Below are 24,797 nucleotides of genomic sequence, written 5' to 3'. Positions count from 1 at the left end.
CACCCGTGACGACACAACCGGCGCGCAGTGCGCAATACGGACAACCGCGTGCGCCAGACGGCCACAACCGCTCTAGCTGAACTGTTCGCGGTACTGCGCGGGGGTCAGGCCGAGCTTTTCGCCGAACAGAAAACGCATATGCCGCACGCTGCCGAAACCACTTTTATAGGCGACGGTCTTCAACGGCAGCTCAGTGGTTTCCAGTAGATTGCGCGCGCAGTCGATGCGGGCACTTTGCAGAAACTCCATCGGCGTCATATTCACCTCGCGGGCAAACACTCGCGCAAAGTGCCGGGCACTCATGTTCGCCAGCCCGGCCATGCGCTCGACGGTAAAAGCTTCGTCGAGGTGTTCCAGCACATGATGCTGGACCCGGGTGATCGGGGTTTCCTGCGGCGACACGGCTGACATCAATGGGCTGAACTGCGCTTGCCCGCCCTGGCGTTTCATCACTACCAGCAACACTTTTGCCACGTCTTGCGCGACTTTTTTCCCGTGATCCTGCGCCACCACAGCCAGTGCCATATCAATGCCTGCCGTCACCCCGCCGGAAGTAATCAGATTACGGTCTTCGGTGTAAATCTGATCGATCTCGACACTCGCCTGGGGAAACGCCTTGATCAGACGTTCGAGATAATTCCAGTGGGTGGTCACGCGATAGCCGTCAAGCAACCCGGCATGACCGAGCACAAAAGCACCGGTGCAGATCGAACCGTAGCGGTCGGCATGAGCGACAGCGCCTTGCAGCCAGGTCAGCAATGCCGGATGTTTTTCGTTGTAGGCGCCCGGCCCACCCGGCACCAGCAGCAAATCATAATGTTGAAAAGGGTCGTCAATGTGGCGGTCGGTCTGCACCCACACGCCATTGGAAGCGCGCAATGCGCCGTGCTCCGTGCCCAGTGTGGTCAGGTGGTAATGATCTTCCGGTTTCAGGTAACGATTGGCGACGGAAAAGACCTCCATCGGCCCAGCCATGTCGAGCAGGAGAAAGTCGGGGAACAGCACCATTGCCACGGTTTTCATGGATGTACATCACTGAGTTGAAGATTTCGCATTATGGCCAAGTGCGCGGCGAACGTCGGAAAAGAATCCGTGATCAATCTCGCAAAACTGTCAACCTGAAGCGGACAGTGTTTCAATTTCCAACTACTTATTGCTTCGCCTGATTAACAGTAACCTTCTTCTCACTCGGACGAATCAACGTCCAGAAAGGAGATTTCATCATGCTGACCCTTCGCAAAGCCTCCGACCGTGGCCTCGCCAATCATGGCTGGCTGAAGTCTTTTCACACCTTTTCTTTCGCCAGCTACCGTGACCCGCGTGAGCAGGGTTTTTCCGACCTGCTGGTGATCAACGATGACCGTGTTGCTGCCGGCAAAGGCTTCGGTCAGCACCCGCACCGCGACATGGAAATCTTCTCCTATGTGCTGGAAGGTGCGCTGGAACACAAAGACACACTGGGCACAGGTTCAGTGATCCGCCCTGGTGACGTGCAACTGATGAGCGCCGGCAACGGCGTGGCCCACAGCGAGTTCAACCACTCGGCGACCAAACCGGTGCACTTCCTGCAAATCTGGATCGTGCCGGAAGTCAGTGGCGCCAAACCGCGCTACCAGCAGGAGCATTTCAGCCCTGCGAAAAAACGCGGTCGCCTGCAACTGATCATCTCGCCGGACGGCGCCAGCGGTTCGCTGAAAGTGCGCCAGGATGCGCGAGTCTTCGCCGGTCTGTTCGATGGCAAGGAAAGCGCCACGCTTGAATTGCCGGCCAACCGTTATGCCTACGTGCATGTGGCTCGCGGCAGTGTCGAACTCAACGGCGTGCAGTTGCAGGAAGGCGACGGCGTGCGGGTTCGCGAAGAACAGGCACTGACCTTGAGCAACGGCGTGGATGCCGAGGTACTGGTGTTTGATCTGCGGCCACAGGAACTGCCGCAAATGCCTTGAGGCAGTGTTTCAACGTCCACAAAAACGGCCTTCAAATGAAGGCCGTTTTTTATTGTTGCGGTACAAAAAGCTCCAGCGTGCCGGGCTTCGGTATCTTTACTTCCTTGCCTGCCTGAATGGCTGCCAGGGTTGTCTGGATAGCGACGTACATATTGGCCTGGTTGGCGTAGCAGGCACCGATAACGATAGAGACTATTCCGATCAAGTTGACGGCAGTGGCTGCCCAGAAGCTGGCCTTCATTGTCGAGGCCTGTTTGGCGGCCTCTTCAGCGCCATTGGCGGCTTTTCTAATTTCCAGGGTAATCAAGTCGTAGCGTTTGTCTCGCTCTGCTTGAATCAGCTCTCGAGCCTTGTCACGTTGTGCTTGAACCGCAAGATACCCATGAATATCTGCCGACATAACCTCTACCCGAACATCCATTCGGGTCTCTATAGTCTCGATCCTGGCATTGAATTCTTCACGACTGATAGTGTTCATGGTTTGAGTACTCTGACCTTTGCCCGATACGTCATTGTTTTGATATTGACTGAATTCCCTGGCTTTCAATTCGACACCTTCATGGGGTTACCGATACCTTCCTTGGCAGGTCACTCCCGAGCGAGCTTCGCGTCTCGCCCCGAGCTGTACAAACAATAGATCCCTGCTCCAAAGCCCACAAGCCGGCGGATTCCGCTACTGATGTAGGCCGTTTCGTCAGGCAAGGTAAGTTCGTCAGATCGCCTGTTCATTCTCCAAAGCAAACGCCTCGACAATCTGCTCGATCACCGCCCTCACCCGCGCGGTATGGCGCAGATCCGCATGGGTCACCAGCCACACGTCATAAGGCAACGGACGGGTGCGCTCCGGCCAGAGCCTGACCAGACCATCGCGCTCGCCCATGTACACCGGGATTTCTCCTACACCGATTCCGGCCGCAATCGACCGGCGTATCAACAGGCTTGAGCCGAGACTGGCGACGATCCGCCCGCGACTGATCGGCTCGCAAACCAGCGTCATGTCTTTATGGCTTTGCAAATATGGCTGATAGACCACCAGATCGTGGCCCTCGAAAGCGCTGCCCGGTTGCGGTGTGCCATTGGCTTCTACGTATTCGCGCGAGGCGTACAACCCCACCGGCCAACGCGCAATGCGTCTGGCGATCAGGTCGGGATTGTCCGGTCGGGTGTTGCGCACGGCGATGTCGGCTTCGCGCTTGGCCAGACTGAGAAACTGCGTAGACGCGTCCAGTTGCACGCGCACATCCGGGTGCTGTTGATGCAGACGGGCGATGGCCGGGATCAGGAAGTCGATGGCCAGCGAATCGGTGCTGGTGATCCTCACGTTGCCCGTCAGGCGATCATCCAGCCCCTGGATCTGCCGCTCCAGCTCCAGCGCCGAACGCTCCATCTTTTCCACCGATGCCAGCGCCGCTTCGCCAAGCGTAGTCAGCGCATAACCGTCTGAGGCGCGCAGGAATAACGTGGCATCCAGCGACTTTTCCAGCGCAGTGATACGCCGTCCGACAGTGGCCTGATCGACCCCCAACACCCGCGCCGCGCCACGCAATGTCGACTCGCGACACACCGCGAGAAACACCCGCGCATCATCCCAATTCATCTTGCCCCCTGATGATGCGTATTTGCATCAGCCTGCCGCCAAATCGCTGCACTTATGCAGCAAAGATAGCCGATATGCTGGTCGCCATAAACCTTCCGTCCTTAGCGTTGCCATGTGAATCGAAGGGAATCATTACGTCCTCCCCGCGCTCCCAATTACTGATCTCTTATATGAAGGAAACACCATGAACTTGCCCAACGAAATGACCCGCATCGAAATCACTGAGCCCGGTGGCCCTGAGGTTCTGCAACCCAAGCGCGTGCCGCTGCCGGTCGCGGCCGAAGGCCAGGTTCTGATTCGCGTGCACGCTGCCGGCATCAATCGCCCGGACGCGTTGCAACGTGCCGGCAAGTACCCGATGAAACCGGGCATGGACCCGCATCCAGGTCTGGAAGTGTCCGGTGAAGTGGTGGCAGTCGGCACAGGTGTCAGCCAATTCGCCGTGGGGGACAAGGTCTGTGCACTGACCAACGGCAGCGGTTATGCCGAATACTGCGCGGTACCGGCCAGCCAGACGCTGCCGATCCCCGAGGGTCTGGACTGGGTGCAAGCCGCCGCCCTCCCGGAAACATTCTTTACCGTGTGGGCCAACCTGTTCGGCCTCGGCGGTGCCAGCCGTGGTCAGCGCGCCTTGATTCATGGCGGCACCAGCGGAATCGGCACGACCGCACTGATGCTCTGCCGCGAGTTTGGTATCGAAGCCTTCGCCACCGCTGGCAGCGCGGATAAATGTGCGGCGATCCGCGAACTGGGCGGTCAGCCAATCAATTATCGCGAAGAAGACTTCGCCGCTGTCATTGCTGAAAAAACCGCAGGTAAAGGGGTCAATGTGATCCTCGATATCATGGGCGGCTCGTACCTCAACGGAAATATCAGCGCACTGGCGATGGACGGAAGGCTGGTGATGCTCGGCTTCCTCGGCGGCGCCCGTGCCAATGACATTGATCTGCTGGCGATCCTCGGCAAACGCGCCGTGGTCACCGGCTCGTTGCTGCGCGCCCGCACCGGCCCGGAAAAAGCCGCGATTGCCGATCAACTGCGCGAACACGTATGGCCAGTGCTGGCGCAAGGCAAATGCCTGCCGATTATCGACAAGGTCTATCCGCTCGCCGAAGCAGCCAAAGCCCACGCACACATGGAGGCTGGCGATCATATTGGCAAAATCGTGCTGCGGATCGACTGACCTGCCGCAGCATCTTGTAATCGTTACACGTGCACGGTGGTCGAAAATGTCACGCGCCGCGTCGGGCATCTGGTAAAAACGTTCTCTCTCTACGCAGTGGTGAAACGTTTAATGTTCCTCGCCTTCATGACCCGACTCCGTCGTCGCCGCCTGGCGTTCGCGTGCATGGCCGCCCTGATCATCGGCGTGCCGGCGAGTTGTGCCGTGCTGGAACATACCGAACGCAAATTGCTGTTCCGTATCGAGCCCGGCACGGCAGGCTGGTATCACGGCTTGCCGGGCAGCGTGCAGGAACTTGATCTGCAGCCCAAGTCGCTGAAGGCCGGGCAGAACATTCACGCGTGGTGGTGGCCGGCGGAACGGCCGAATGCCCCGGCCATCCTTTATCTGCATGGCGTGCGCTGGAACCTGACCGGTCAGTTGTTTCGTATCGAGCAATTGCGTGCAGCGGGCTATTCGGTGCTGGCCATCGACTACCGTGGTTTCGGCCAAAGCCACGGTGATCTGCCATCGGAAAGCAGTGTTTATGAAGATGCACGGATCGCCTGGGAACGCTTCAAGTTGCTGCAACCTGATCCAAACAAACGCCTGATCTACGGACATTCGCTTGGCGGTGCAGTGGCAATCGATCTGGCGGCGGAACTCGGGCAAAACGCTGTCCGGGATCACACACCACTGCCGGTACGTGGACTGGTCATCGAGTCGACGTTCACCTCGCTGGCCGATGTTGCCGCTGCCGTCGCCAAAACCTCGCTGCCGGTGCGCTGGTTGCTGTCGCAGAAATTCGACTCCATCGACAAGATCGCCGAGATTCATATGCCATTACTGGTGGTACACGGACTGGCCGACGACTTCGTTCCGTCACGCTTCAGCGAGCAATTGTTCAACGCCGCCCAGCAACCCAAGCGGTTGCTGCTGGTGCCCGGCGCGACCCACAACAACAGCATGGCGCTTGGCGGGCAGAACTATCGCAAGGCGATTGACGCCTTGATGCAGTCCAAACCCGCGCCGCATGTGGCTGGACCTGCAATCGTGCGCAGTGCGCAGGATTCCTAGCGATAACCACGGGCCTGCAAATCGAACAGTTTGGCGTAGTGCCCGGCAGCGGCGATCAGGCTGCCATGATCGCCCTGCTCCAGAATCCGCCCGTTTTCCAGGACGATGATGTGATCGGCATTGCGTACGCTGGAAAAACGGTGGGAGATCAACAAGGTCATGCGAGCCTCGGTGTGCTGGCTGAAATGCTTGAACACCGCCGCCTCGGCTGCCGGATCGAGCGCTGAGGTCGGCTCGTCGAGAATCAGGATATCGGCGTCACGGCGCATGTAAGCGCGGGACAAAGCAATTTTCTGCCATTGGCCGCCGGACAATTCCTGCCCGCCGGCAAACCAGCGACCGAGTTGCGTCGCGTAACCTCGGTCCAGCCCTTCGATGAACGGCGCGGCCATACCCTCGGCGGCCGCATCTTTCCAGCGCTGCTGGTCGTTGAAGGCAAGGGTATCGCCGACGCCGATGTTTTCACCGACGGTGAACTGGTAGCGAATGTAATCCTGAAAGATCACGCCAATACGCCGGCGTAATGTGGACTGCTCCCAATCCTGTAGATCGCTGCCATCGAGCAGAATCCGTCCCTGATCGGGACGATAGAGTCGGGTCAGCAGCTTGATCAGCGTGGTCTTGCCCGAACCGTTCTCACCGACCAACGCCAGACTGCGTCCCGGTATCAGATGCAGATCGATGCCCTCCAGCGCGGCACGACTGGCGCCGGGGTATCGGAAGCCGACATTCTCGAAACGCAAGCCATCGCCCGGCGATGCGCCAACGGTGAGATGACCTGTGTCCGCCAGCACGGGTTCGGCGAGATATTCGTAAAGGCTCGACAGATACAAACCGTCTTCGTACAGACCGCTGATCGCGCCAAGACTGCTGCTCACCGCGCTTTGCCCCTGCTTGAACAGCACCAGATACATGGTCATCTGTCCCAGGCTGATCTGACCGTGCACCGCGTCGAGCACCACCCAGGCATAGGCCAGATAAAACGCTGCGGTGCCGAGCAGACCGAGGGCAAAACCCCAGCCATCACGGCGCAATGTCAGGTTCCGGTCTTCGGCGTACAGTCGGGCAAAGGTGTCGCGGTAGCGCTGCAACAGCAGCGGTGCAATACCAAACAGCTTGACCTCTTTGATGTAGGCCTCGTGGGACAACAGGGTTTCAATGTAACTCTGCTGACGGCTCTCGGGGGCGCGTCGAGTGAACAATCGGAAGGCATCGCCGGAGAAATGCGCCTCGGCAAAGAACACCGGAAGCGCGCCGATGACCAGCAACACCAGTGCCCAGGGCGAAAAGTGCAGCAACAGCACACCGAAGCTGATCAGCATGATCAGGTTCTGGATCAGCCCCAGTGACTTCATCACCAACGCCAGCGGCCGGGTAGAAGCCTCGCGGCGCACGCGCACCAGTTTGTCGTAGAACTCGGAGTTCTCGAACTGCACCAGCGACAGGGTTTGCGCCTTCTCCAGAATCAGGGTGTTGACCTTCTGCCCCAACTGCACCCGCAACAGCGACTGCTGAACCGACAACGCACGTTGCGTACCGGACAACAGCGCCAACACCCCCGCCTCCATCAGCACGTAACGCAAAACCGGCCACAACGGCGCATCGCCCTGCTGCGCGTGCAACTGCATCGCCGCGACTACGGCATCAACAATGCGTTGTCCAAGCCAAGCCGCCAGCGCCGGCAATATACCGGCGATCAATGTCGCCAGTACCAGTCCCAAAAATAATCCGCGCGATGTCCCCCAGACCAACTGCAAGGCACGTCGTGCCTGATCGAGCAGCGAGGTAAAACGCGATAGAACAGGCATAGGGCATTGGGCTCGGCGGGTGATCGTAGCGGGCTATGGTACTCCAGCCCGGCCCTCGACTTTCACAGTAGAGAATCAGACAAAAATATCCTGAATAACTCTACCCAGGCGCAGGTCAAAAGCTCTGCTATGTTTTAACCGCCCAACGCGGAACCTGGCGACTAACCGCCTCTCTCCGCGCCTGACTGCCGGGAGCAGAGACATGAAAATCAATCCCTATCTGATCTTCAACGGTAACTGTCGCGACGCTTTCACCTTTTACGAACAAGCCCTGCAAGGGAAACTCGAAACCATGATGACGTTCGGCGAAACACCCGCCGCCGGGCAGGTGCCCAAGGAGCAACACCACCTGATCATCCATACCTGCCTCAAGGTCGGTGACCAAATGATCATGGCTTCTGACACCACACCCGATCGTCCGACTCAAGGCATGAGCGGCTGCTCCATTTCCCTGAACGTCGACAGCATCGCCGAAGCCGAGCGCGTCTTTAATGCGCTGGCCAAGGACGGCCGCTTCGACATGCCGCTGGAAGCGACCTTCTGGGCGGTACGCTTCGGCATGCTGGTGGATCGTTTTGGCGTGTCGTGGATGGTCAATTGCGAAAGCGAAAAATAACACCGCGTGTTCAACAGGCATGAAAAAGCCCGGCCTCTTCAGGTCGGGCTGTTCATTTCATCGCTGCGCCAGTTCGTGCCTGACGCACTGCTCGTAATAGGTCTGCTTCACCGCTGCCGGTTTGAGCCGCGAGCTACTGTTGTAGGTCTGCTCGGTAATGCCCATGGCGGTCATGCGCATCCACGGCTGCTGGAACTTGCGTACCTGCAATTGCTTGCGTGCGCCGTACAACGAGATTCCCGTCAACTTCGACTGCTGCGCCCCGGCAGCAATGTCGGAGCCCCAGGTGCAGGCAAAACGGTGACTCTTGCTCAGTTCTTTTGCCTGAGTTCCCGAGGCAAAAACAGCCAGGGAAAGCGCTGCAACGGTGATGACAATCGTCCGCATATGGCCAACCTAACCTTCTGAAAAAAGGCGATTTTGCCGGGGAAGCGAAAGCCTGGGGGCCAGCAGTTTGCCGCCTTCGGGTTTTGCCACTCGTCAGACGCCTGGCACGTTGCGACTCATGATCCTTCCAATGACTACAACCTCTGTGCGGAAGGCCCGGATCATGAATAACAAGATTGCTGCATTTTCACTTGCCAGTGTGTTTTTGATTGCGACGCCTTTTGCCTTGGCAGTGGAAAAGACTGCGGAAGGATCGGCGCCACCTAGTGCGATTCCCGGGCTCAACAAGTCGAACAACTCTGAGTCCAAGGAGGATAAGGCTGACAAGAAAGGTGAAGAGGCGTCGGGATCGAATTCAGGGGCGGATTCGGAAGCGACTGAGAAAGATGCTGCGGGCTCCAGTGATTCAAGTGATAGCAAGGGCGAGCAAAGGCAATAAAGACTTTGCCCAAGCTTGAAATATCTGCAGCCTGCCGGTATTAAGTCCGTCTTTAATCGCGGTACCGAATCGGCGGGGCTAATGGACTACCTCACAATATTGCGCATAGTGCTCACAATCGGTGCTATTGCCGGACTACTACCAGTGACCCTGCTTTTTCTCACAGGCACATTCTTTCTTGTTGTGGGAACAGTCGGTACCAGGAGCTGGCGCGAGCTTCCAGTTGAGCTGACAATAATTGCAATTTCGACTTTCTGTCTCTGGTCGATCTGGAAAATTTATAGACTTGCGATGTCCAGCACACCGAGCGTTTCAAACAAAAATACGCTCATAGTCGGTGTGATTGTTACAGCCATTTGGGGCGTGATCTGGGCAGTCTTTACTCAGTCTTTTCCAGATACCACCTACATTTTTCTGATGCCAGGCCTCACGGCTGCGGTGATGCTCGCGATAGCCTTGAAGAGACAGGTTTCGAGAGCAACAGCGTTTGCCTCACTCCCAGCATTGAAAGTCGATCACCAAGGAAGCCCCGTTGAACGATTCTAAATATCTCGAAGATCTGCGCGCCCGCTTCAACGCGGGAGAGAATCTGGAGTTTGCTTTTTTCTGGGGACACCAGCGAAGTAAAAAAGGCATGACTGCCGCTTGCTTCAGCCAGTGGTACATCGCCGAATTCACTATCGAAGGGCAATGCTACCCAACCGCCGAACATTACATGATGGCAGAGAAGGCAGCCCTGTTCGGCGACCAGGACATTCGCGCTCAAGTGCTCCAGGCCCCAACCCCTAATGCAGCCAAAGCACTTGGCCGCAACGTAGCGGGATTCAATGATCAGGATTGGCTGCAACACAGATATGAAATTGTCGTCCGCGCAAATCGGGCCAAGTTCTCCCAAAATCCGGAGCTGAACAATTACCTGAAAGAGACTGCTTCTCGCATTATCGTTGAGGCGAGTCCGGTGGATAGCATCTGGGGAATTGGACTCGCTCAGGATGATGTGAACGCTAGTAATCCGAATGCATGGCAGGGGCTGAATCTATTGGGGTTTGCACTTATGGAGGTGCGCGACGAGCGCTGATGTTTACTTCGGGTTGGAGCACGCTTACATGAGGACCAGCCTGGCATCGCGAATCTGAGTGTTGTGCAGGCTGATGTCGTCATCGGTTGCCTCCCCCGAACCGTTGGCGAATTAGCGCCTAGAGGTCAGCGGCTTTGATGGCTCGGTTTATGGCCGCGAGCAGTGATCCGCCGAACGTGCCGAGCAGGAAGCCAACGCCAATGACGATGTTCGGCTCAGTCACACCAAGGTAGAGGCTCACCATGCCAGTCAGGTAAACGGAACAGGCCAAGCCTGTAGTGAGAAAGACTAGCCACGCTCGCCAATCGGTCAGGTCGTCTTTGTGCCAGCCAAAAGCGCGGCGTCCTTATGAGAGCACATCGGGGTGTGATCTGAGGCTAAGTCTCGGGCAGCGGATGTGCCAACCGGTCGCCTATAGGGCTACCCCTTTCGCCGAATGCCGGTTGAGCCCCGGCCAGATCACAGCTCGATGCGGACGCCTCTTAACAGCTTAAAGGTTGCAGCTGTATTGATATTCAAAAGGGAAAAAGACGGTGTCGACCACCAACGAAAATGGCGCGTCGATTAGTAAAAAGGGAATCAGTTTTCCATTGCTGGCGCCCACCGCCCACCAGTCGAACCGCACACCGATATAGGGGCACCGGTGCTTGTCGTAATCCATCCGCATAGCGGTTGCCGCACACCCACTCACACTGGCAATTAACACCAGAAAAATCGCCTTTCGAAACACGTAACATCCTTATTACTGCTTTGCGCTGATCTGGATAGACGCTGGCGCGGAAAGTGTAGTGGTCAACTAATTCCAGACACCTCGATAGGTGGTTCCGATACCATCGTCCGTTCGTAAACGGTCGGTGGCAGATATCCCAGTTTCGAGTGCAGCCGCTTGTTGTTGTAAAACCCAACGATGTATTCCGTGACGTCACGTATCGGTTCGGCGTGGTTGGCGTAATCGCGGCGCCATACCCGCTCCATTTTCAAGCTCAGAAAGAAGCGCTCCATCACTGAGTTATCCCAGCAGTTACCTTTACGGCTCATGCTTTGTTGCATGTCATTTCGCGCCAGCAACGCTCTGTAGCTCGCGCTGGCGTACTGGCTACCGCGATCCGAGTGGGCGATCAGACCCGGTGGCGGTTGACGCTGAGCAACTGCCAGCTGCATTGCACTACACACCAGCTCGGCGGGCATGTTCGGGGCCATGGACCAGCCCACGATCTTGCGTGAGAACAAGTCCAGTACCACGGCCAGGTACAGCCAGCCGCTGCGGGTCCGGATGTAGGTAATGTCCGCCACCCAGGCCTTGTTCACCGCTTCGGGTTCGAATTGGCGATTCAGCACATTTTCGGCAACCGGCAGGTCGTGCTTGCTATCGGTCGTGTGCACAAACTTACGCTTCCAGGCCGAACGCAGGCCGTTGGCGCGCATCAAGCGACGAATTTTATAAACGCCTATTTCCATGCCCTTGGCGCGCAACGCTTTACGCAACGGGCGACCGCCATAGCAGCCGCCACTCGCAGCAAACGACGCCTTGAGTTGCACGGTAACGGGACAAATCGATGCTGGCGCTTCAGCACGCTTGTTGGCCTCGTAGAAACCGGATCGGCTGATGCCCAGCAGCCGACAGACATACGCCACCGAATAAGCCTTCTGTTGCAGCTGCCGAACCAATCGATACGTTACTTCAGCTCGCGGGCAAAGAAGGCGGTGGCTTTTTTTAATACATCGTTATCCATCTTGAGCTGGCGGTTTTCCTGCTCCAACTGCCGAATCCGCTGCTGCTCGGATGTGAGCGGTTTACCGATCCCGGCCTGTCCCAATTGCTCAGCCTCGTACTGTTGAACCCAGCGCCGGACGGCTGTCTCACGAATATTCAGATCGCCGCAGACCTGCGGAACGGTCAGCCCCTGGTCCTTGATCATCTTCACGACTTGCAGCTTGAAGCTGTCGTCGAATGTCCTGCGTTTGTTGGTCATGAAAAACTCCTCGATAGATGCATTTTCCACTTATCGAGGTGTCCGGGGAAATTAGACCACTACACACACCCCGCCAACATCGCCACCGCCAAAGCCCCTATCAAAATCCGCATGATTCTTCCTCATCCTGAAAGGGGGTGACTGTAGCATTTGCTTTTACTTGGATCGGATCACTATCGTAGATGCGAGCATGTCACCAAGCCGTTTCCGTGAGCCAAAGAAAATAAATATCCAGTCAAGAATGCTCAGAAACGGCGTCGTGATGTTGCGCATAAAAGATTGATATAGATTGCAGCTAAGGTAGCTGCGCTCATCAATCACTGACATCCCCAGCAGCTTTTTACCCAAGCTTTGACCGTTGGGCATTGCATCGGAAAACAGGTAATACGCCGCACCTGAGCCTAAAGCCAAGATGCCAACCACGCTTGGTGGCAAACCAACAAACTCGGCTGTTAAACCTACGATGTAGAACAGAACGAAGGTGATTATTGAGTCAATCATTTGTCCTCCCCACCGCCGCCCCAGCCCGGCTAGGTTTTTGGGCTTCTGATACTCGCCTTGGGTATTGCTTACTTCCATGCGTTGCCACTCCGTTGGTATATGAATCAGAGAATATCGGCACCGCCCAAAAAATATTTAGCTCACCCCAAGCCGAAGCTCTGAACACGCTTGGGTCAAAGCATCAAATCAGCCTGTACGAATCCCCAGTAACGCCCCGCACACTCAAAGTAGTAGCTTTCGGCTATCAATTTTGCCGCTATCAGGGAAAGGACATGGCGAAGCGCGTTTCAAAAGCCGAGAAGGAGTTGACTGGGTGGCTGCTCATACTCGCGCTCATTGTGGGGGGGCCAATCTACCTCTTCGACAAAATGAACAAGTCCGTCGGGTGGCAGATTCCAGCTGCGGTGATCGCTGGGATCTTCTTACTCCTGATAATCATTGCTTGGGCCAAAAAACGTGCGCGACTGAAATACTTAAGGGACAAATATCAGGAAGAGCATATTGTTCAAAACATACTCGAAAAAAGAATTTGGACCGGACAAACATCTGAACAACTGATCGACTCTCTCGGCCAGCCGGCAGCCACAGACCACAAGTTTTTAAAAACAAAAACCCGAGATATTTGGAAGTATCACCATCAGAGTGCGAACAGGTATGCCCTCCGCATCACTGTCGAGAATGACCAAGTGACAGGCTGGGATTCCAAATCGGGTTGAAATCTGCAAAGAGCAACGGATTCCTCAGTCCTTCGCCTGCAAGCCCAAGGAGTGGGATTGCGCCAATTTCGGCGTGTTAATGACCTGGAGGTCAATGTGAGTGACGAGTTTCAGCCGAGAGAGCCCTTTTCTATAGATTGGCCTCGCCAGTACAACGTCGGCCCGTCCGATGAGCACCTGCATGCAATGGGACAGTTCATCGCAAACTACTCCGCAGTGGAGTGGCAGCTTTCCGAACTTTTTGCATTTTTTATGAAAATGTCAGTTACCGACGCTCAAAGGCTTGTCGTGGAAACCAACATGTCCATGGCGGGCATGATCAGGTACGTCCAAGGTCAGATAGCAGATGCCGCAGCGGTCGAAAAGAACGCATCCGAGGATTTGCTCACGACACTAAAGTCTTTCGATGCCGTGGCAAAACTGAGACATAAGATAGTGCATTGGCAATGGGGCTTGAACGAAGGCGAAACTGCATCGTTGACGGATCTCATAAAACCGAGAAGTCCCAAATCATCCAACACATCGCTCAAGCTCAAAGACCTGAGGGATCAGTGCCACAGGCTGATGAGAATCTTCCAGGCGATTGCCTTAAATGGTGCAATTATCAAAGGTCATATGACGCGGGAACAGATTCTCGAAATCCGCAAAGATACATCTCCTGAAAAGCTCTTTCGACCGTAGATCTTGATAGTGGCCATTCTCCAGTCTCTTCCAAAACAGCGAGACCTGCTTCAACCATCGCTTTAGAGACTGGAATGTCTTCAGCGCAAATTGCTTTCTGAGCAGCGCTCAACAAGTGAACATCCATAAAAACCCCCGATCCCCCTACCGCATCATGTGACTGGCTGGACGTCTTTGTGCCTGAGAATCAGGCGCGTGCGATCAAGCCACGGGCCTCCGAAAACGATAACCTCGGACGGCCTTCCATAAAGGTGGTGCAGCAGGAACGGCCCCGGGCCGAACGTCGCAGCATCCTCACCAGGCAGCGCTGGATCAGCACCGAGGAAGATCCCGGCGTGGTTCGGGAAAACCGTGCGACCCACTTCCATGACGATCATGTCGCCACGCTGCGGCTGGTCGACGCGATAAAAACCGGCAGCCTCGTAGTTCGCTTCGTACAGGCTGGCGTTGTCCTTGCTCTCCCACCAGCCATCGGCGCGATTGAAGGCTTCGAACTCAAGCCCCCACTCACGCTTGTACCAATCGGCGCAGACCTGCCAGCAGTCCCAGGCGCCGTGCACGAATGGACGCTTGAGCAGCGGCACCTCGCCGGACGGCATGACAGTGCGCAAATCGCCTTCGGGCCAGCTCAGGATGTGCCACGGCAACGCAGTCGCTTCGCAAATGGCCAGGTCGCGCGGTGACGGCCGGCTGGTGGCGTCCGGATGCGAATGGACCACGCCGATTACCTCGCTGAAGTCTTCAGCCGCTGCGTACTGCTCGGGGTCAATCCGGAACTCTTCGCTCGGCTCGGTCGAGACATTGTTGCAGGGAAAGTATTGCTGCTTGCGCCCGATAGCCAGCAGCAGACCGCAACACTCTTTCGGGTACTCGGCCGCCGCGTGCGCCTGAATCGCGCTCAAGATGTGCTTTCGCATGTCAGCTCCGTGCGATCAAGGAAACAGCGGGAAATCCGCCGTGTGGTAATTGGTTGTTCTGGCCGAAACGCAACTTGCAGGACTTCAGGCCACCCTTGCACTCGTCTTTGCTGGGGTCGTCGACGGGATTGTCGTCGTCATCAAACATCGCCCCGCCGGTGTACCCGCAGTTCGGCCCGCGATATTCGCCCGTCATAGCCCAGTGACAAAAGGTCGTCATCTGCCGCCCGGGCAACCCGTGGTTGTCGATCTCGCCCGGGGACGAAAGCTCCCACTGCACAACCTCGCCGTCCTCACCGGTTTTCTGATCGATGAACCAGATCTCCAGCGCCTCTTGCGTGGGGTCGGCGGTCGGGTTGCCCTCGGGAAAGTTCGCAGCATCCAGGTACTGGGCCAGCGTCTCGCGCACAGTCAGTTGAAACTTCAGCAAGTCATCGAAGGCCAAGCAAAGCGCGGTGATTCGCCCGTTGACGTTGCCAGCCATGAAAGTCGGCCGGGTGGCGCTGCCATTACTGTCCGCGCCGATACCCTCAATCTGAACCGGCCACGCCGCGTACTCATTGCCTTGCCAGAAGATCGACTTTGCTGGCAGCTCTTCAACTGAGCCTTCATAAGCGAGCAGTTCTGGCGCTTCGCCTCGGTGGCGGATGGAGCCAAGCCCGCGAGGATCTGGCGAAAGAAGCCGAGCAATGGTTTGGCCGCGAACCGGTCACCACAAAACAGGAATGGCGCGCGGTTCGAGCCGAAGTCTTCCGCACCGAATAACCACCTTCTGCCGCCACGCGCGGCATGGAGCATCACAATGAGAAGAGAGCTGATCAAGATCAGTGAGTTTCAGCGCCGGCGCTGGGGCGAGAACGGCACGCCTCCGTGCCCCCAAGCTATTCGCAACTACATTCGTAACGGCCAGGTGCCCGGCGAGCAGATCGGCAAACTCTGGTACGTTGATTGGACGGCGTTCAATCGGTCGGACGGTAATGACCTGGTCGCGATGGTATTGAAAGGAGCTGCATGATGGTCCCACGGCGCGCAACAAGGCGAACAAGAGCCTCCCGCAGAACCTGTACTTCGATTCGCGGCGCTCGACCTATCGCTACCGGCGGCCTACCGACGGTAAGTGGTTCCAGTTTGGTAGCGACCGGATCAAGGCAATCGAGGCTGCCAAGCAATTGAACCTCGAGTTCATGCGTGGCGCTGATCTGATCGGCGCCGTGATGGGCAACACATCCGAGTCGTTTGCCGGTTTCCTCGACACTTACGAGGGCGACGTGCTACCGCCGCGAGAGCTGGCGAAGGGAACGCTCGGCCTGTACGCAGTGCACTTCCGGCGCTTTCGCAAAAACTTCGAAGGGAAAGCCGTCGACCAGATCACGATCCGCATGATCGCGGAGATGCTGGATGCACTCACCCCTCGGACGGCCAACCAATGTCGCGCTCTGCTGGTCGACATCTTCAACCACGCAGCGGCCAAAGGACTGTGCCCGGACAACCCGGCAGCCAGCACCATCAACCGAATTGAGAAGAAGCAGCGCAAGCGGCACACCGTCGAAGGCCTGAAAGCCATTCGGGTGAAAGCGCCGTTCTGGCTGCAGAACGCCATAGATCTCGCGCTGATCACCGCGCAGCGCCGCACGGACATTTTGAACATGCGGTTCGATGGTGTTCGGGAAGGATTTTTGTATGTGGTGCAGCAGAAAACGGCCAAGGCCAGCGACGCAGCATGGATTCGGTTCAAAGTGACCGAGGAACTCCAGGCAGTGATCAGCCGGTGCCGGGATGACATCGTCTCGCCATACCTGATCCACCGTCGGCCAGACCGAAAAAAGCAGAAGCAGGCGCAGACGAAGGACCACTGGACGCAGGTCGAAGAACGATATTTGACGCGAGCCTTCAAAGAAGCCCGGGAGGTGGCGGGTTGCTACAAGGGATGGAAGGAGGAAGAGATGCCAGGCTTCCATGAGGTGCGAGCGCTGTCGCTGCACCTGTATCAGAAGGCAGGTAAAGATGGGCAGAAAATCGCCGGCCATGCCAGCGAGAGCATGACCAAAAACTACCAGAAGGACCACGCCGAAATCGTCTGGTCGGAGGCAATTCCAGACCTCAATATCAGCGAAATCACCGGGTAGTTTTGCGCAAGTTTTGCGCGGGTTTTGCGCAGGCACAAAAAAGCCGATCTATCTGATCGGCTCAAGTGTCTGATTTTACTCAGGAATTATGGTCGGGACGGAGTGATTCGAACACTCGACCCCTAGCACCCCATGCTAGTGCGCTACCGGACTGCGCTACGCCCCGACTGGTCTTGCAACCCGTTCCTCATCTCGAGGAACGCTCAAGAATATATCGCAAGCTTTTGAAAACTGGAAGTATTCAAAAGCAGCTTTTTATTTCTTGAGAACCACCAGCACATCTTCGAGCTCGGCGATCATCTGGCGGATCATTTGCTTGTATTGGGTGGTGTCGTCTTTGGCTTCATCGCCGGACAGGCGCAGGCGTGCGCCGCCGATGGTGAATCCTTGATCGTAAAGGAGCGCGCGGATCTGCCGGATCATCAGCACGTCCTGGCGCTGATAATACCGGCGGTTCCCGCGGCGTTTGACGGGGTTGAGCTGAGGAAACTCCTGCTCCCAGTAGCGCAGCACGTGTGGCTTTACGGCACACAGCTCGCTGACTTCACCAATGGTGAAGTAGCGTTTGCCCGGGATGACGGGTAGTTCGTCGTTATGACTTGGTTCCAGCATAAGCCTCAACTCGGGCCTTCAACTTCTGCCCTGGACGAAAGGTGACCACACGGCGAGCCGTGATCGGGATTTCTTCCCCCGTTTTCGGGTTGCGGCCAGGCCGCTGGCGTTTGTCCCGAAGGTCGAAATTGCCGAAACCGGACAATTTGACCTGCTCGTTGTCTTCAAGAGCGTGCCTGATTTCTTCGAAAAACAGTTCAACCAATTCCTTGGCTTCCCGCTTGTTCAGGCCCAGCTCTTCATACAGACGTTCCGCCATCTCAGCTTTCGTCAAAGCCCCCATACGTCACTTCCTTAACGTGGCGTTCAACCTTTGTTCGAGCGAGGTGAGGATATTTTGCGCCGTCGAATTCACCTCATCGTCATTAAGAGTGCGCGATGGATGCTGCCAGGTCAAGCCAACTGCAAGGCTTTTTCTATCAGGATCAATGCCTTTACCCTGATAAACGTCAAACAGCCTTAGATCAGTGAGCCATTCGCCTGCATTTTCACGGATTACGTCCAATACAGCCGAGGCCGCAACGTCGGTATGCGCGATCAGTGCAAGGTCACGACGCACTTCAGGAAAGCGCGACAACTCGTGGAATTTAGGCATTTTCCCCAGCGCAACTTCGGCCAGAACCAGCTCAAAGACGAAGACTGGACGGTCCAGACCCAACGTTTTCGACAATTCAGGGTGAATTGCGCCGATGAAACCGACTTCGCGCCCTTCCCGCTCGATGCGCGCGGTTTGACCCGGGTGCAGCGCCGGGTGCTTGCCCGGAGTGAAAGTGAACGAATCCAGCGCGCCAGCGAAGCCCAGCAACGCTTCCACGTCAGCCTTGACGTCGAAGAAGTCGACGGTATCGCGACCCTGCGCCCAGCCTTCCGGCAGACGGCTGCCGCAAACCACACCGGCGAGCATTGGCTCTTGCTTCAGGCCTTCCAGCTGACCGATGAAGCGCAGACCGCTTTCGAACAGACGGACGCGATCCTGCTGGCGATTCAGGTTGTGCTGCAACGACTTGATCAGACCCGGCCACAACGACGAACGCATGGCTGCCATGTCGTTGGAAATCGGGTTGGCCAGCAACAGCGGCTCGACGCCCGGGTTGAACAGTTCGAACTGCTTGGGATCGATGAAGCTATAAGTGATCGCTTCCTGATAACCACGGGCCACCAGCAGGCGACGCAATTCAGGCAGATCGCTACGTGCTTCAGCCTTGGCTTGTGGCGCCAGGCGAGCTTGCGGATAACGGACCGGTAGACGGTTGTAACCATACAGACGGGCCAGTTCTTCGATCAGATCGACTTCCAGGCTGATATCGAAGCGATGGCTCGGCACTTCTACGCGCCACTGCCCTGCACCGTCAGCAGAAATGTTCAGACCCAAGGCGCTGAGCAGACGCTCGACCTGTGCCGAATCCATTTCCATGCCGAGCATCTGAGTGATACGTGCGGCACGCAAGATGATCGGGGCAATCGACGGCAGATATTGCTCGTTGACGGTTTCGATAATCGGGCCGGCTTCACCGCCAGTGATTTCCAGCAGCAGGCCAGTGGCGCGCTCCATGGCTTCACGGGCCAACTGCCAGTCCACGCCACGCTCGTAGCGGTGCGACGCATCGGTGTGCAGGCCATAGGAGCGAGCCTTGCCAGCAACAGCGATCTGATCGAAGAACGCACTTTCCAGGAATACATCGCGAGTCGTCGCAGAAACACCGCTATGCTCGCCACCCATCACACCGGCAATTGCCAGCGCGCGGGTATGGTCGGCAATCACCAGCGTATCGCTACGCAGGCTGACTTCCTGACCGTCGAGCAATACCAGCTTCTCGCCTTCTTCCGCCATGCGCACACGGATGCCGCCATTGATTTCGGCGAGATCGAATGCGTGCAGTGGCTGACCCAGTTCAAGCATCACATAGTTGGTGATGTCGACGGCAGCGTCGATGCTGCGTACGTCGGCGCGACGCAGGCGCTCGACCATCCACAGCGGCGTCGGTTTGGACAGATCGACATTGCGGATTACACGACCCAGGTAACGTGGGCACGCAGATGGTGCCAACACTTCTACCGAACGCACTTCGTCGTGTACGGCAGGAATGGTCATCACCACCGGACGGGTGACCGGAGCGGCGTACAGCGCGCCGACTTCACGGGCCAGACCGGCCAGGGACAGGCAGTCGCCACGGTTCGGGGTCAGGTCGACCTCGATGCTGGCGTCTTCCAGATCCAGATAAACGCGGAAATCTTCGCCCACCGGCGCATCGGCCGGCAGCTCCATCAGGCCGTCATTGCCTTCACCGACCTGCAACTCGGACTGCGAGCACAGCATGCCGTTGGACTCAACGCCGCGCAGCTTGGCCTTCTTGATCTTGAAGTCGCCCGGCAGTTCGGCACCGATCATCGCGAATGGAATCTTCAGGCCCGGACGCACGTTAGGCGCACCGCACACGACCTGGAAAGTTTCCGCGCCATTGCTGACCTGGCAAACACGCAGCTTGTCGGCATCCGGATGCTGCTCGGTGCTCAGCACCTCGCCCACCACAACGCCACTGAATACACCGGCGGCCGGGGTCACGCTATCGACCTCCAGACCCGCCATCGACAGACGAGCAACCAGCTCATCGCGATTTACCTGCGGGCTAACCCAGCCGCGCAGCCATTGTTCACTGAATTTCATCCTGCTCTCCTAAGAATTCGTTACGACTAGCGAAATTGCGCGAGGAACCGCAAGTCGTTGTCGAAGAACAGACGCAAGTCGTTCACGCCGTAACGGAGCATGGCCAGACGCTCAACGCCCATGCCGAAGGCAAAGCCCGAGAACTCTTCCGGATCGATGCCGGACATGCGCAGCACGTTCGGGTGCACCATGCCGCAGCCCATCACTTCCAGCCAGCCAGTCTGCTTGCAGACGCGGCAGCCTTTACCGCTGCACATCACGCATTCCATGTCGACTTCAGCGGATGGCTCGGTGAACGGGAAGTAGGACGGACGGAAACGCACGGCCAGTTCTTTTTCGAAGAACACCCGCAGGAACTCTTCGATGGTCCCTTTGAGGTCGGCGAAATTGATGTCGCGATCAACCAGCAGGCCTTCGACCTGGTGGAACATCGGCGAGTGGGTGATATCTGAGTCGCTACGGTACACACGGCCTGGGCAGACGATGCGGATCGGCGGCTGTTTCGATTCCATGGTGCGGACCTGTACCGGCGAGGTATGGGTGCGCAACAACATGTTCGCATTGAAATAGAAGGTGTCGTGCATCGACCGGGCCGGGTGATGGCCTGGGATGTTGAGTGCCTCGAAGTTGTGATAGTCGTCTTCGACCTCAGGGCCTTCGGCAATGCCGTAGCCGATATGAGTGAAGAACTGTTCGATACGTTCCAGAGTCCGGGTAACCGGATGCAGACCACCGGAGGTCTGACCGCGGCCCGGCAGCGTCACGTCAATTGACTCGGCAGACAGTTTGGCGGCCAGTTCGGCCTCTTCAAACAGTGCCTTGCGCGCATTGAGAACTTCTGTGACACGCTCCTTGGCAACGTTGATCAGGGCGCCGACTTGCGGACGCTCTTCTGCCGGCAAATTCCCCAGGGTCTTCATCACCTGAGTCAATTCACCTTTTTTACCAAGGTAGTGAACCCGGATTTGCTCCAGGGCATTGATGTCTTCAGCGCTTTGCACAGCCTCTAGTGCTTGAGAGACCAGCGCATCCAGGTTTTCCATGTACAGACTCCAGATACAAAATAGGGGAAGAGCTTGAAGGCTCTTCCCCTATTTAAGACGTTTAACACCTGGCCCCACAGAGGTGAGGCCGGGTGACTGTCGGGGGTACTTAAGCCAAGGTGGCTTTAGCTTTCTCGACAATCGCAGCAAACGCCGCTTTTTCGTTCACTGCCAGATCAGCCAGAACCTTACGGTCGATCTCGATGGAAGCTTTTTTCAGGCCAGCGATGAAACGGCTGTAGGACAGACCGTTAACACGAGCACCAGCGTTGATACGAGCGATCCACAGAGCGCGGAACTGACGTTTTTTCTGACGACGGTCACGGTAGGCGTATTGGCCTGCCTTGATTACCGCTTGCTTGGCAACACGGAATACGCGCGAACGTGCACCGTAGTAGCCTTTAGCAAGTTTCAGAATTTTTTTGTGACGCTTACGGGCAATGACGCCACGCTTTACACGAGCCATGAGTTACTTCCTCTATTCTTGACTAAATTAACGAAGGCGCAGCATGCGCTCGACTTTTGCCACGTCACACGGTGCCAGCAAGCTGCTACCGCGCAGTTGACGCTTACGCTTGGTCGACATTTTAGTCAGGATGTGGCTCTTGAAAGCGTGCTTGTGCTTGATACCGTTAGCAGTTTTCAGAAACCGCTTAGCAGCACCACTTTTAGTTTTCATTTTTGGCATGTTCGGATACTCCGCATTCAGTTGATAAACATAATCAGAAGGCCTGCCGTGCCCTGTTGATTACTTCTTCTTTTTCGGGGCGATGACCATAATCAGCTGGCGTCCTTCCATCTTAGGATGCTGTTCGACCGAACCGTACTCGAGCAGGTCACCTTCAACCCGCTTGAGGAGTTCCATCCCCAGCTCCTGGTGGGCCATCTCACGGCCGCGGAATCGCAAGGATACCTTGGCCCTGTCCCCATCACTCAGGAAACGTACCAGGTTGCGCAGTTTTACCTGGTAATCCCCTTCCTCCGTCCCTGGACGAAACTTGATTTCTTTAACCTGAATCTGCTTCTGGTTTTTCTTTGCAGCGGCAACCTGTTTCTTCTTTTCGAAGATCGATTTGCCGTAGTCCATCAGCTTGCAAACAGGTGGTACTGCATCGGCGGAAATTTCCACCAGATCCAGTTTGGCCTCTTCAGCCTTAAGAAGCGCGTCTTCAATTGACACAATCCCAAGCTGTTCACCTTCAGCACCAATTAACCGAACCTCGCGTGCCGAGATATTCTCGTTGATCGGGGCTTTCGGTGCAGCTCGTTTATCTTGTCTCATTTCACGCTTAATAATAATTACTCCGAATCTGGGCGACCACGCCGGGAAACCGCTTGCGCGAGAAACTCAGCGAACTGGGCGACGGGCATCGAGCCCAGGTCAGCACCTTCACGAGTACGCACAGCGACAGTCTGCATCTCGACTTCCTTATCTCCGATCACCAAGAGATAGGGAACCTTGAGCAAAGTATGCTCGCGGATTTTAAAGCCGATCTTTTCATTTCTCAAGTCGGACTTGGCACGAAATCCGCTTTCGTTGAGAGTTTTTTCGACTTCGGCGACAAAATCCGCCTGTTTATCAGTGATATTCATGATCACTGCCTGAGTCGGAGCCAGCCACGCAGGGAACGCGCCCTCGTAGTGCTCGATCAGAATCCCGACGAAACGTTCGAAGGATCCAAGGATCGCCCGGTGCAACATTACCGGGTGCTTGCGACTGTTGTCTTCGGAGACGTATTCGGCTCCCAAACGGATCGGCAGGTTAAAATCGAGCTGCAAGGTACCACATTGCCAAACACGGCCAAGGCAATCTTTCAGCGAGAATTCGATTTTCGGACCGTAGAAAGCACCCTCGCCCGGCTGCAGATCGTACGCAAGGCCCGCGCTGTCCAGCGCTGCGGCCAATGCAGCTTCGGCGCGATCCCACAATTCGTCGGAGCCAACGCGTTTTTCCGGACGAGTGGACAGCTTCATCTCGACATCGGTGAAGCCGAAATCGCGATAAACGTCCATGGTCAGCTTGATGAACGCGGCGGATTCTGCCTGCATCTGCTCTTCAGTACAGAAGATGTGGGCGTCGTCCTGAGTGAACGCACGTACACGCATGATGCCGTGCAGAGCACCCGACGGCTCGTTACGGTGGCAGGCACCGAACTCGGCCAGACGCATCGGCAGCTCGCGGTAGCTCTTCAGGCCTTGATTGAACACCTGCACGTGGCACGGGCAGTTCATCGGCTTGATGGCGTAGTCGCGGTTTTCCGACTGAGTGGTGAACATGTTGTCGGCGTAGTTGGCCCAGTGCCCGGATTTCTCCCACAGGCTGCGGTCAACCACTTGCGGCGTCTTGATCTCAAGATAACCGTTGTCACGCTGCACTTTGCGCATGTACTGCTCAAGCACCTGGTACAGAGTCCAGCCGTTCGGGTGCCAGAACACCATGCCCGGGGATTCTTCCTGAGTGTGGAACAGGCCAAGACGCTTGCCGATTTTGCGGTGATCGCGTTTTTCAGCTTCTTCGATGCGCTGAATGTAGGCAGCCAGCTGCTTCTTGTCAGCCCAAGCGGTACCGTAAACGCGCTGCAATTGCTCGTTCTTGGCGTCGCCACGCCAGTAGGCGCCGGACAACTTGGTCAGTTTGAATGACTTGAGGAAACGCGTGTTCGGCACGTGCGGGCCACGGCACATGTCGACGTATTCTTCGTGATAGTACAGACCCATGGCCTGCTCGTTCGGCATGTCCTCGACCAGACGCAGCTTGTAGTCTTCGCCACGGGCCTTGAACACTTCGATCACTTCGGCGCGCGGAGTGACTTTCTTGATCACGTCATAATCTTTTTCGATCAGCTGTTGCATGCGCTGTTCGATGGCGGCCATGTCGTCCGGAGTAAAAGGACGTTCGAAGGCGATGTCGTAATAGAAGCCGTCGTCGATGACCGGACCGATGACCATTTTGGCCGTCGGGTACAGCTGCTTGACCGCGTGGCCAACCAGGTGAGCGCAAGAGTGGCGAATGATCTCCAGCCCCTCTTCATCCTTTGGCGTAATGATTTGCAGCGAAGCGTCGCTGTCGATGATGTCGCTGGCGTCAACCAGCTTGCCATTGACCTTGCCGGCCACGGTGGCTTTGGCCAGACCTGCACCAATGGATGCGGCGACCTCGGCTACGGAAACCGGGTGATCGAATGAACGTTGACTGCCGTCGGGAAGAGTAATAGTTGGCATGGCGCCTCCTCTCCTAGTGGTGACCCCTACCAAAGGTCACGTGGGTTGGGATGAGCCAGTACAAGATCCGATCCAGGCCATTCAATGACGAACGCCTGCCTTACAGCGGCAGGAGCCTTGCGGCCAACCGGAAAACCGAACCAGAGTGACTGGGATTCAAATCAGAGTTATTCGTGCGTTAACCGCCACCGGGACTGAAGATCACCGAAGCTTGCAAACGCCCGAGCCGGG

Annotated in this window: 30 protein-coding genes, 1 tRNA gene and 1 pseudogene; 11 read left to right on the top strand and 21 right to left on the bottom strand. The window is 56.7% G+C overall.

What is annotated here, in order from left to right; all coding sequences use genetic code 11:
- Positions 1 to 72 precede the first annotated feature (72 nt).
- Positions 73 to 1,023, bottom strand: a complete 951-nt coding sequence (locus ACTWLJ_RS17595; protein WP_445177744.1) for a GlxA family transcriptional regulator — start codon at positions 1,021 to 1,023, stop codon at positions 73 to 75.
- Positions 1,024 to 1,223: 200 nt separating this feature from the next.
- Here ACTWLJ_RS17595 and ACTWLJ_RS17590 point away from each other — a divergent pair, with 200 nt between their 5' ends.
- Positions 1,224 to 1,946 carry a pirin family protein gene (locus tag ACTWLJ_RS17590; RefSeq protein WP_401211659.1) on the top strand — a complete coding sequence of 241 codons (723 nt, stop codon included), beginning with the start codon at positions 1,224 to 1,226 and terminating at the stop codon, positions 1,944 to 1,946.
- A 49-nt stretch (positions 1,947 to 1,995) separates the two neighbouring features.
- On the opposite strand, the gene ACTWLJ_RS17585 is transcribed toward ACTWLJ_RS17590, so the two are convergent.
- Positions 1,996 to 2,493 carry a hypothetical protein gene (locus ACTWLJ_RS17585; RefSeq protein WP_445177743.1) on the bottom strand — a complete coding sequence of 166 codons (498 nt, stop codon included), beginning with the start codon at positions 2,491 to 2,493 and terminating at the stop codon, positions 1,996 to 1,998.
- A gap of 165 nt (positions 2,494 to 2,658) precedes the next feature.
- Complete coding sequence (locus tag ACTWLJ_RS17580; RefSeq protein WP_445177742.1) at positions 2,659 to 3,543, bottom strand: LysR family transcriptional regulator; 885 nt, start codon at positions 3,541 to 3,543, stop codon at positions 2,659 to 2,661.
- 184 nt (positions 3,544 to 3,727) lie between these two features.
- Between ACTWLJ_RS17580 and ACTWLJ_RS17575 the strand changes: the two genes are divergently transcribed.
- Positions 3,728 to 4,726, top strand: coding sequence for an NAD(P)H-quinone oxidoreductase (locus tag ACTWLJ_RS17575; RefSeq protein WP_445177741.1), 999 nt, complete (start codon positions 3,728 to 3,730; stop codon positions 4,724 to 4,726).
- 111 nt (positions 4,727 to 4,837) lie between these two features.
- On the top strand, positions 4,838 to 5,782 hold the full coding sequence (locus ACTWLJ_RS17570; protein ID WP_445177740.1) for an alpha/beta hydrolase: 945 nt from the start codon (positions 4,838 to 4,840) through the stop codon (positions 5,780 to 5,782).
- Here the strand turns inward: ACTWLJ_RS17570 and ACTWLJ_RS17565 are convergent.
- Positions 5,779 to 7,590: an ABC transporter ATP-binding protein gene (locus tag ACTWLJ_RS17565; RefSeq protein WP_445177739.1), complete on the bottom strand. Its 1,812-nt coding sequence runs from the start codon at positions 7,588 to 7,590 to the stop codon at positions 5,779 to 5,781. The two genes, ACTWLJ_RS17570 and ACTWLJ_RS17565, sit on opposite strands and share 4 nt — an antisense overlap.
- A 202-nt stretch (positions 7,591 to 7,792) precedes the next feature.
- Here ACTWLJ_RS17565 and ACTWLJ_RS17560 point away from each other — a divergent pair, with 202 nt between their 5' ends.
- A complete protein-coding gene (locus ACTWLJ_RS17560; RefSeq protein WP_445177738.1) occupies positions 7,793 to 8,206 on the top strand; it encodes a VOC family protein in 414 nt (137 codons plus the stop codon).
- A gap of 57 nt (positions 8,207 to 8,263) precedes the next feature.
- On the opposite strand, the gene ACTWLJ_RS17555 is transcribed toward ACTWLJ_RS17560, so the two are convergent.
- Positions 8,264 to 8,593, bottom strand: a complete 330-nt coding sequence (locus ACTWLJ_RS17555) for a hypothetical protein (RefSeq protein ID WP_445177737.1) — start codon at positions 8,591 to 8,593, stop codon at positions 8,264 to 8,266.
- 163 nt (positions 8,594 to 8,756) lie between these two features.
- Here ACTWLJ_RS17555 and ACTWLJ_RS17550 point away from each other — a divergent pair, with 163 nt between their 5' ends.
- The 3 genes from ACTWLJ_RS17550 to ACTWLJ_RS17540 are packed head-to-tail and all read left to right on the top strand — an operon-like array spanning position 8,757 to position 10,110.
- Positions 8,757 to 9,032, top strand: coding sequence for a hypothetical protein (locus ACTWLJ_RS17550; protein ID WP_445177736.1), 276 nt, complete (start codon positions 8,757 to 8,759; stop codon positions 9,030 to 9,032).
- Between the two features lie 15 nt (positions 9,033 to 9,047).
- Complete coding sequence (locus ACTWLJ_RS17545; RefSeq protein WP_445177735.1) at positions 9,048 to 9,578, top strand: hypothetical protein; 531 nt, start codon at positions 9,048 to 9,050, stop codon at positions 9,576 to 9,578.
- A complete protein-coding gene (locus ACTWLJ_RS17540) occupies positions 9,565 to 10,110 on the top strand; it encodes an NADAR family protein (protein WP_445177734.1) in 546 nt (181 codons plus the stop codon). Before ACTWLJ_RS17545 ends, ACTWLJ_RS17540 begins: the two co-directional genes overlap by 14 nt.
- 118 nt (positions 10,111 to 10,228) lie before the next feature.
- Here ACTWLJ_RS17540 and ACTWLJ_RS17535 read toward each other — a convergent pair.
- The 5 genes and pseudogenes from ACTWLJ_RS17535 to ACTWLJ_RS17515 all read right to left on the bottom strand — a co-directional run.
- Positions 10,229 to 10,438, bottom strand: a pseudogene (locus ACTWLJ_RS17535) (MFS transporter); the annotation flags it as partial.
- A gap of 162 nt (positions 10,439 to 10,600) precedes the next feature.
- Entirely contained in the window at positions 10,601 to 10,840 is a 240-nt protein-coding gene (locus ACTWLJ_RS17530; protein ID WP_401211689.1) for a YceK/YidQ family lipoprotein, read from the bottom strand.
- Between the two features lie 62 nt (positions 10,841 to 10,902).
- Positions 10,903 to 12,083 (bottom strand): IS3 family transposase gene (locus ACTWLJ_RS17525; protein WP_445177733.1). Its coding sequence is split into 2 segments (ribosomal slippage): positions 10,903 to 11,816 and positions 11,816 to 12,083, totalling 1,182 coding nucleotides; the frame shifts between segments, so codons are not numbered across the junction.
- 59 nt (positions 12,084 to 12,142) lie between these two features.
- The gene (locus ACTWLJ_RS17520) at positions 12,143 to 12,196 is read right to left on the bottom strand and encodes a lipoprotein (protein ID WP_445181368.1); all 54 of its coding nucleotides are present in this window, start codon (positions 12,194 to 12,196) and stop codon (positions 12,143 to 12,145) included.
- 43 nt (positions 12,197 to 12,239) lie between these two features.
- A complete protein-coding gene (locus tag ACTWLJ_RS17515; RefSeq protein ID WP_401211692.1) occupies positions 12,240 to 12,662 on the bottom strand; it encodes an RDD family protein in 423 nt (140 codons plus the stop codon).
- A gap of 194 nt (positions 12,663 to 12,856) precedes the next feature.
- Here ACTWLJ_RS17515 and ACTWLJ_RS17510 point away from each other — a divergent pair, with 194 nt between their 5' ends.
- Positions 12,857 to 13,300: a hypothetical protein gene (locus tag ACTWLJ_RS17510; RefSeq protein ID WP_445177732.1), complete on the top strand. Its 444-nt coding sequence runs from the start codon at positions 12,857 to 12,859 to the stop codon at positions 13,298 to 13,300.
- A gap of 96 nt (positions 13,301 to 13,396) precedes the next feature.
- Complete coding sequence (locus ACTWLJ_RS17505) at positions 13,397 to 13,981, top strand: hypothetical protein (RefSeq protein WP_445177731.1); 585 nt, start codon at positions 13,397 to 13,399, stop codon at positions 13,979 to 13,981.
- Positions 13,982 to 14,133: 152 nt separating this feature from the next.
- Here the strand turns inward: ACTWLJ_RS17505 and ACTWLJ_RS17500 are convergent, their stop codons facing one another.
- Entirely contained in the window at positions 14,134 to 14,898 is a 765-nt protein-coding gene (locus tag ACTWLJ_RS17500; protein WP_445177730.1) for a C40 family peptidase, read from the bottom strand.
- Between the two features lies 1 nt (position 14,899).
- On the bottom strand, positions 14,900 to 15,589 hold the full coding sequence (locus ACTWLJ_RS17495) for a phage minor tail protein L (protein WP_445181367.1): 690 nt from the start codon (positions 15,587 to 15,589) through the stop codon (positions 14,900 to 14,902).
- Between the two features lie 111 nt (positions 15,590 to 15,700).
- Here ACTWLJ_RS17495 and ACTWLJ_RS17490 point away from each other — a divergent pair, with 111 nt between their 5' ends.
- Complete coding sequence (locus tag ACTWLJ_RS17490) at positions 15,701 to 15,913, top strand: hypothetical protein (RefSeq protein ID WP_445177729.1); 213 nt, start codon at positions 15,701 to 15,703, stop codon at positions 15,911 to 15,913.
- A complete protein-coding gene (locus tag ACTWLJ_RS17485; RefSeq protein ID WP_445181366.1) occupies positions 15,906 to 17,024 on the top strand; it encodes a tyrosine-type recombinase/integrase in 1,119 nt (372 codons plus the stop codon). Before ACTWLJ_RS17490 ends, ACTWLJ_RS17485 begins: the two co-directional genes overlap by 8 nt.
- Positions 17,025 to 17,113: 89 nt before the next feature.
- Here ACTWLJ_RS17485 and ACTWLJ_RS17480 read toward each other — a convergent pair.
- The 9 genes from ACTWLJ_RS17480 to thrS form a co-directional block, all read right to left on the bottom strand.
- Positions 17,114 to 17,190: transfer RNA gene (locus ACTWLJ_RS17480), tRNA-Pro, on the bottom strand.
- An 89-nt stretch (positions 17,191 to 17,279) separates the two neighbouring features.
- Entirely contained in the window at positions 17,280 to 17,636 is a 357-nt protein-coding gene (locus tag ACTWLJ_RS17475) for a MerR family transcriptional regulator (protein ID WP_003179985.1), read from the bottom strand.
- Entirely contained in the window at positions 17,617 to 17,919 is a 303-nt protein-coding gene (gene ihfA, locus ACTWLJ_RS17470; RefSeq protein ID WP_002553164.1) for an integration host factor subunit alpha, read from the bottom strand. Before ihfA ends, ACTWLJ_RS17475 begins: the two co-directional genes overlap by 20 nt.
- A gap of 3 nt (positions 17,920 to 17,922) precedes the next feature.
- Entirely contained in the window at positions 17,923 to 20,301 is a 2,379-nt protein-coding gene (gene pheT, locus ACTWLJ_RS17465; RefSeq protein ID WP_445177728.1) for a phenylalanine--tRNA ligase subunit beta, read from the bottom strand.
- Positions 20,302 to 20,327: 26 nt separating this feature from the next.
- Positions 20,328 to 21,344 (bottom strand): phenylalanine--tRNA ligase subunit alpha, encoded by a 1,017-nt coding sequence (pheS, locus tag ACTWLJ_RS17460; RefSeq protein ID WP_445177727.1) that lies wholly within the window; start codon positions 21,342 to 21,344, stop codon positions 20,328 to 20,330.
- Between the two features lie 109 nt (positions 21,345 to 21,453).
- Positions 21,454 to 21,810, bottom strand: coding sequence for a 50S ribosomal protein L20 (gene rplT, locus ACTWLJ_RS17455; protein ID WP_002553161.1), 357 nt, complete (start codon positions 21,808 to 21,810; stop codon positions 21,454 to 21,456).
- A 27-nt stretch (positions 21,811 to 21,837) separates the two neighbouring features.
- On the bottom strand, positions 21,838 to 22,032 hold the full coding sequence (gene rpmI, locus ACTWLJ_RS17450) for a 50S ribosomal protein L35 (RefSeq protein WP_008145659.1): 195 nt from the start codon (positions 22,030 to 22,032) through the stop codon (positions 21,838 to 21,840).
- A gap of 60 nt (positions 22,033 to 22,092) precedes the next feature.
- Entirely contained in the window at positions 22,093 to 22,644 is a 552-nt protein-coding gene (gene infC, locus ACTWLJ_RS17445) for a translation initiation factor IF-3 (RefSeq protein WP_172668659.1), read from the bottom strand.
- Positions 22,644 to 24,566, bottom strand: a complete 1,923-nt coding sequence (thrS, locus tag ACTWLJ_RS17440) for a threonine--tRNA ligase (protein ID WP_445177726.1) — start codon at positions 24,564 to 24,566, stop codon at positions 22,644 to 22,646. The genes infC and thrS overlap by 1 nt, the downstream gene beginning before the upstream one ends.
- Positions 24,567 to 24,797 lie beyond the last annotated feature (231 nt).

The sequence above is a fragment of the Pseudomonas sp. McL0111 genome (assembly GCF_052567255.1).
This window is presented reverse-complemented; position numbering and strand designations above follow the sequence as displayed.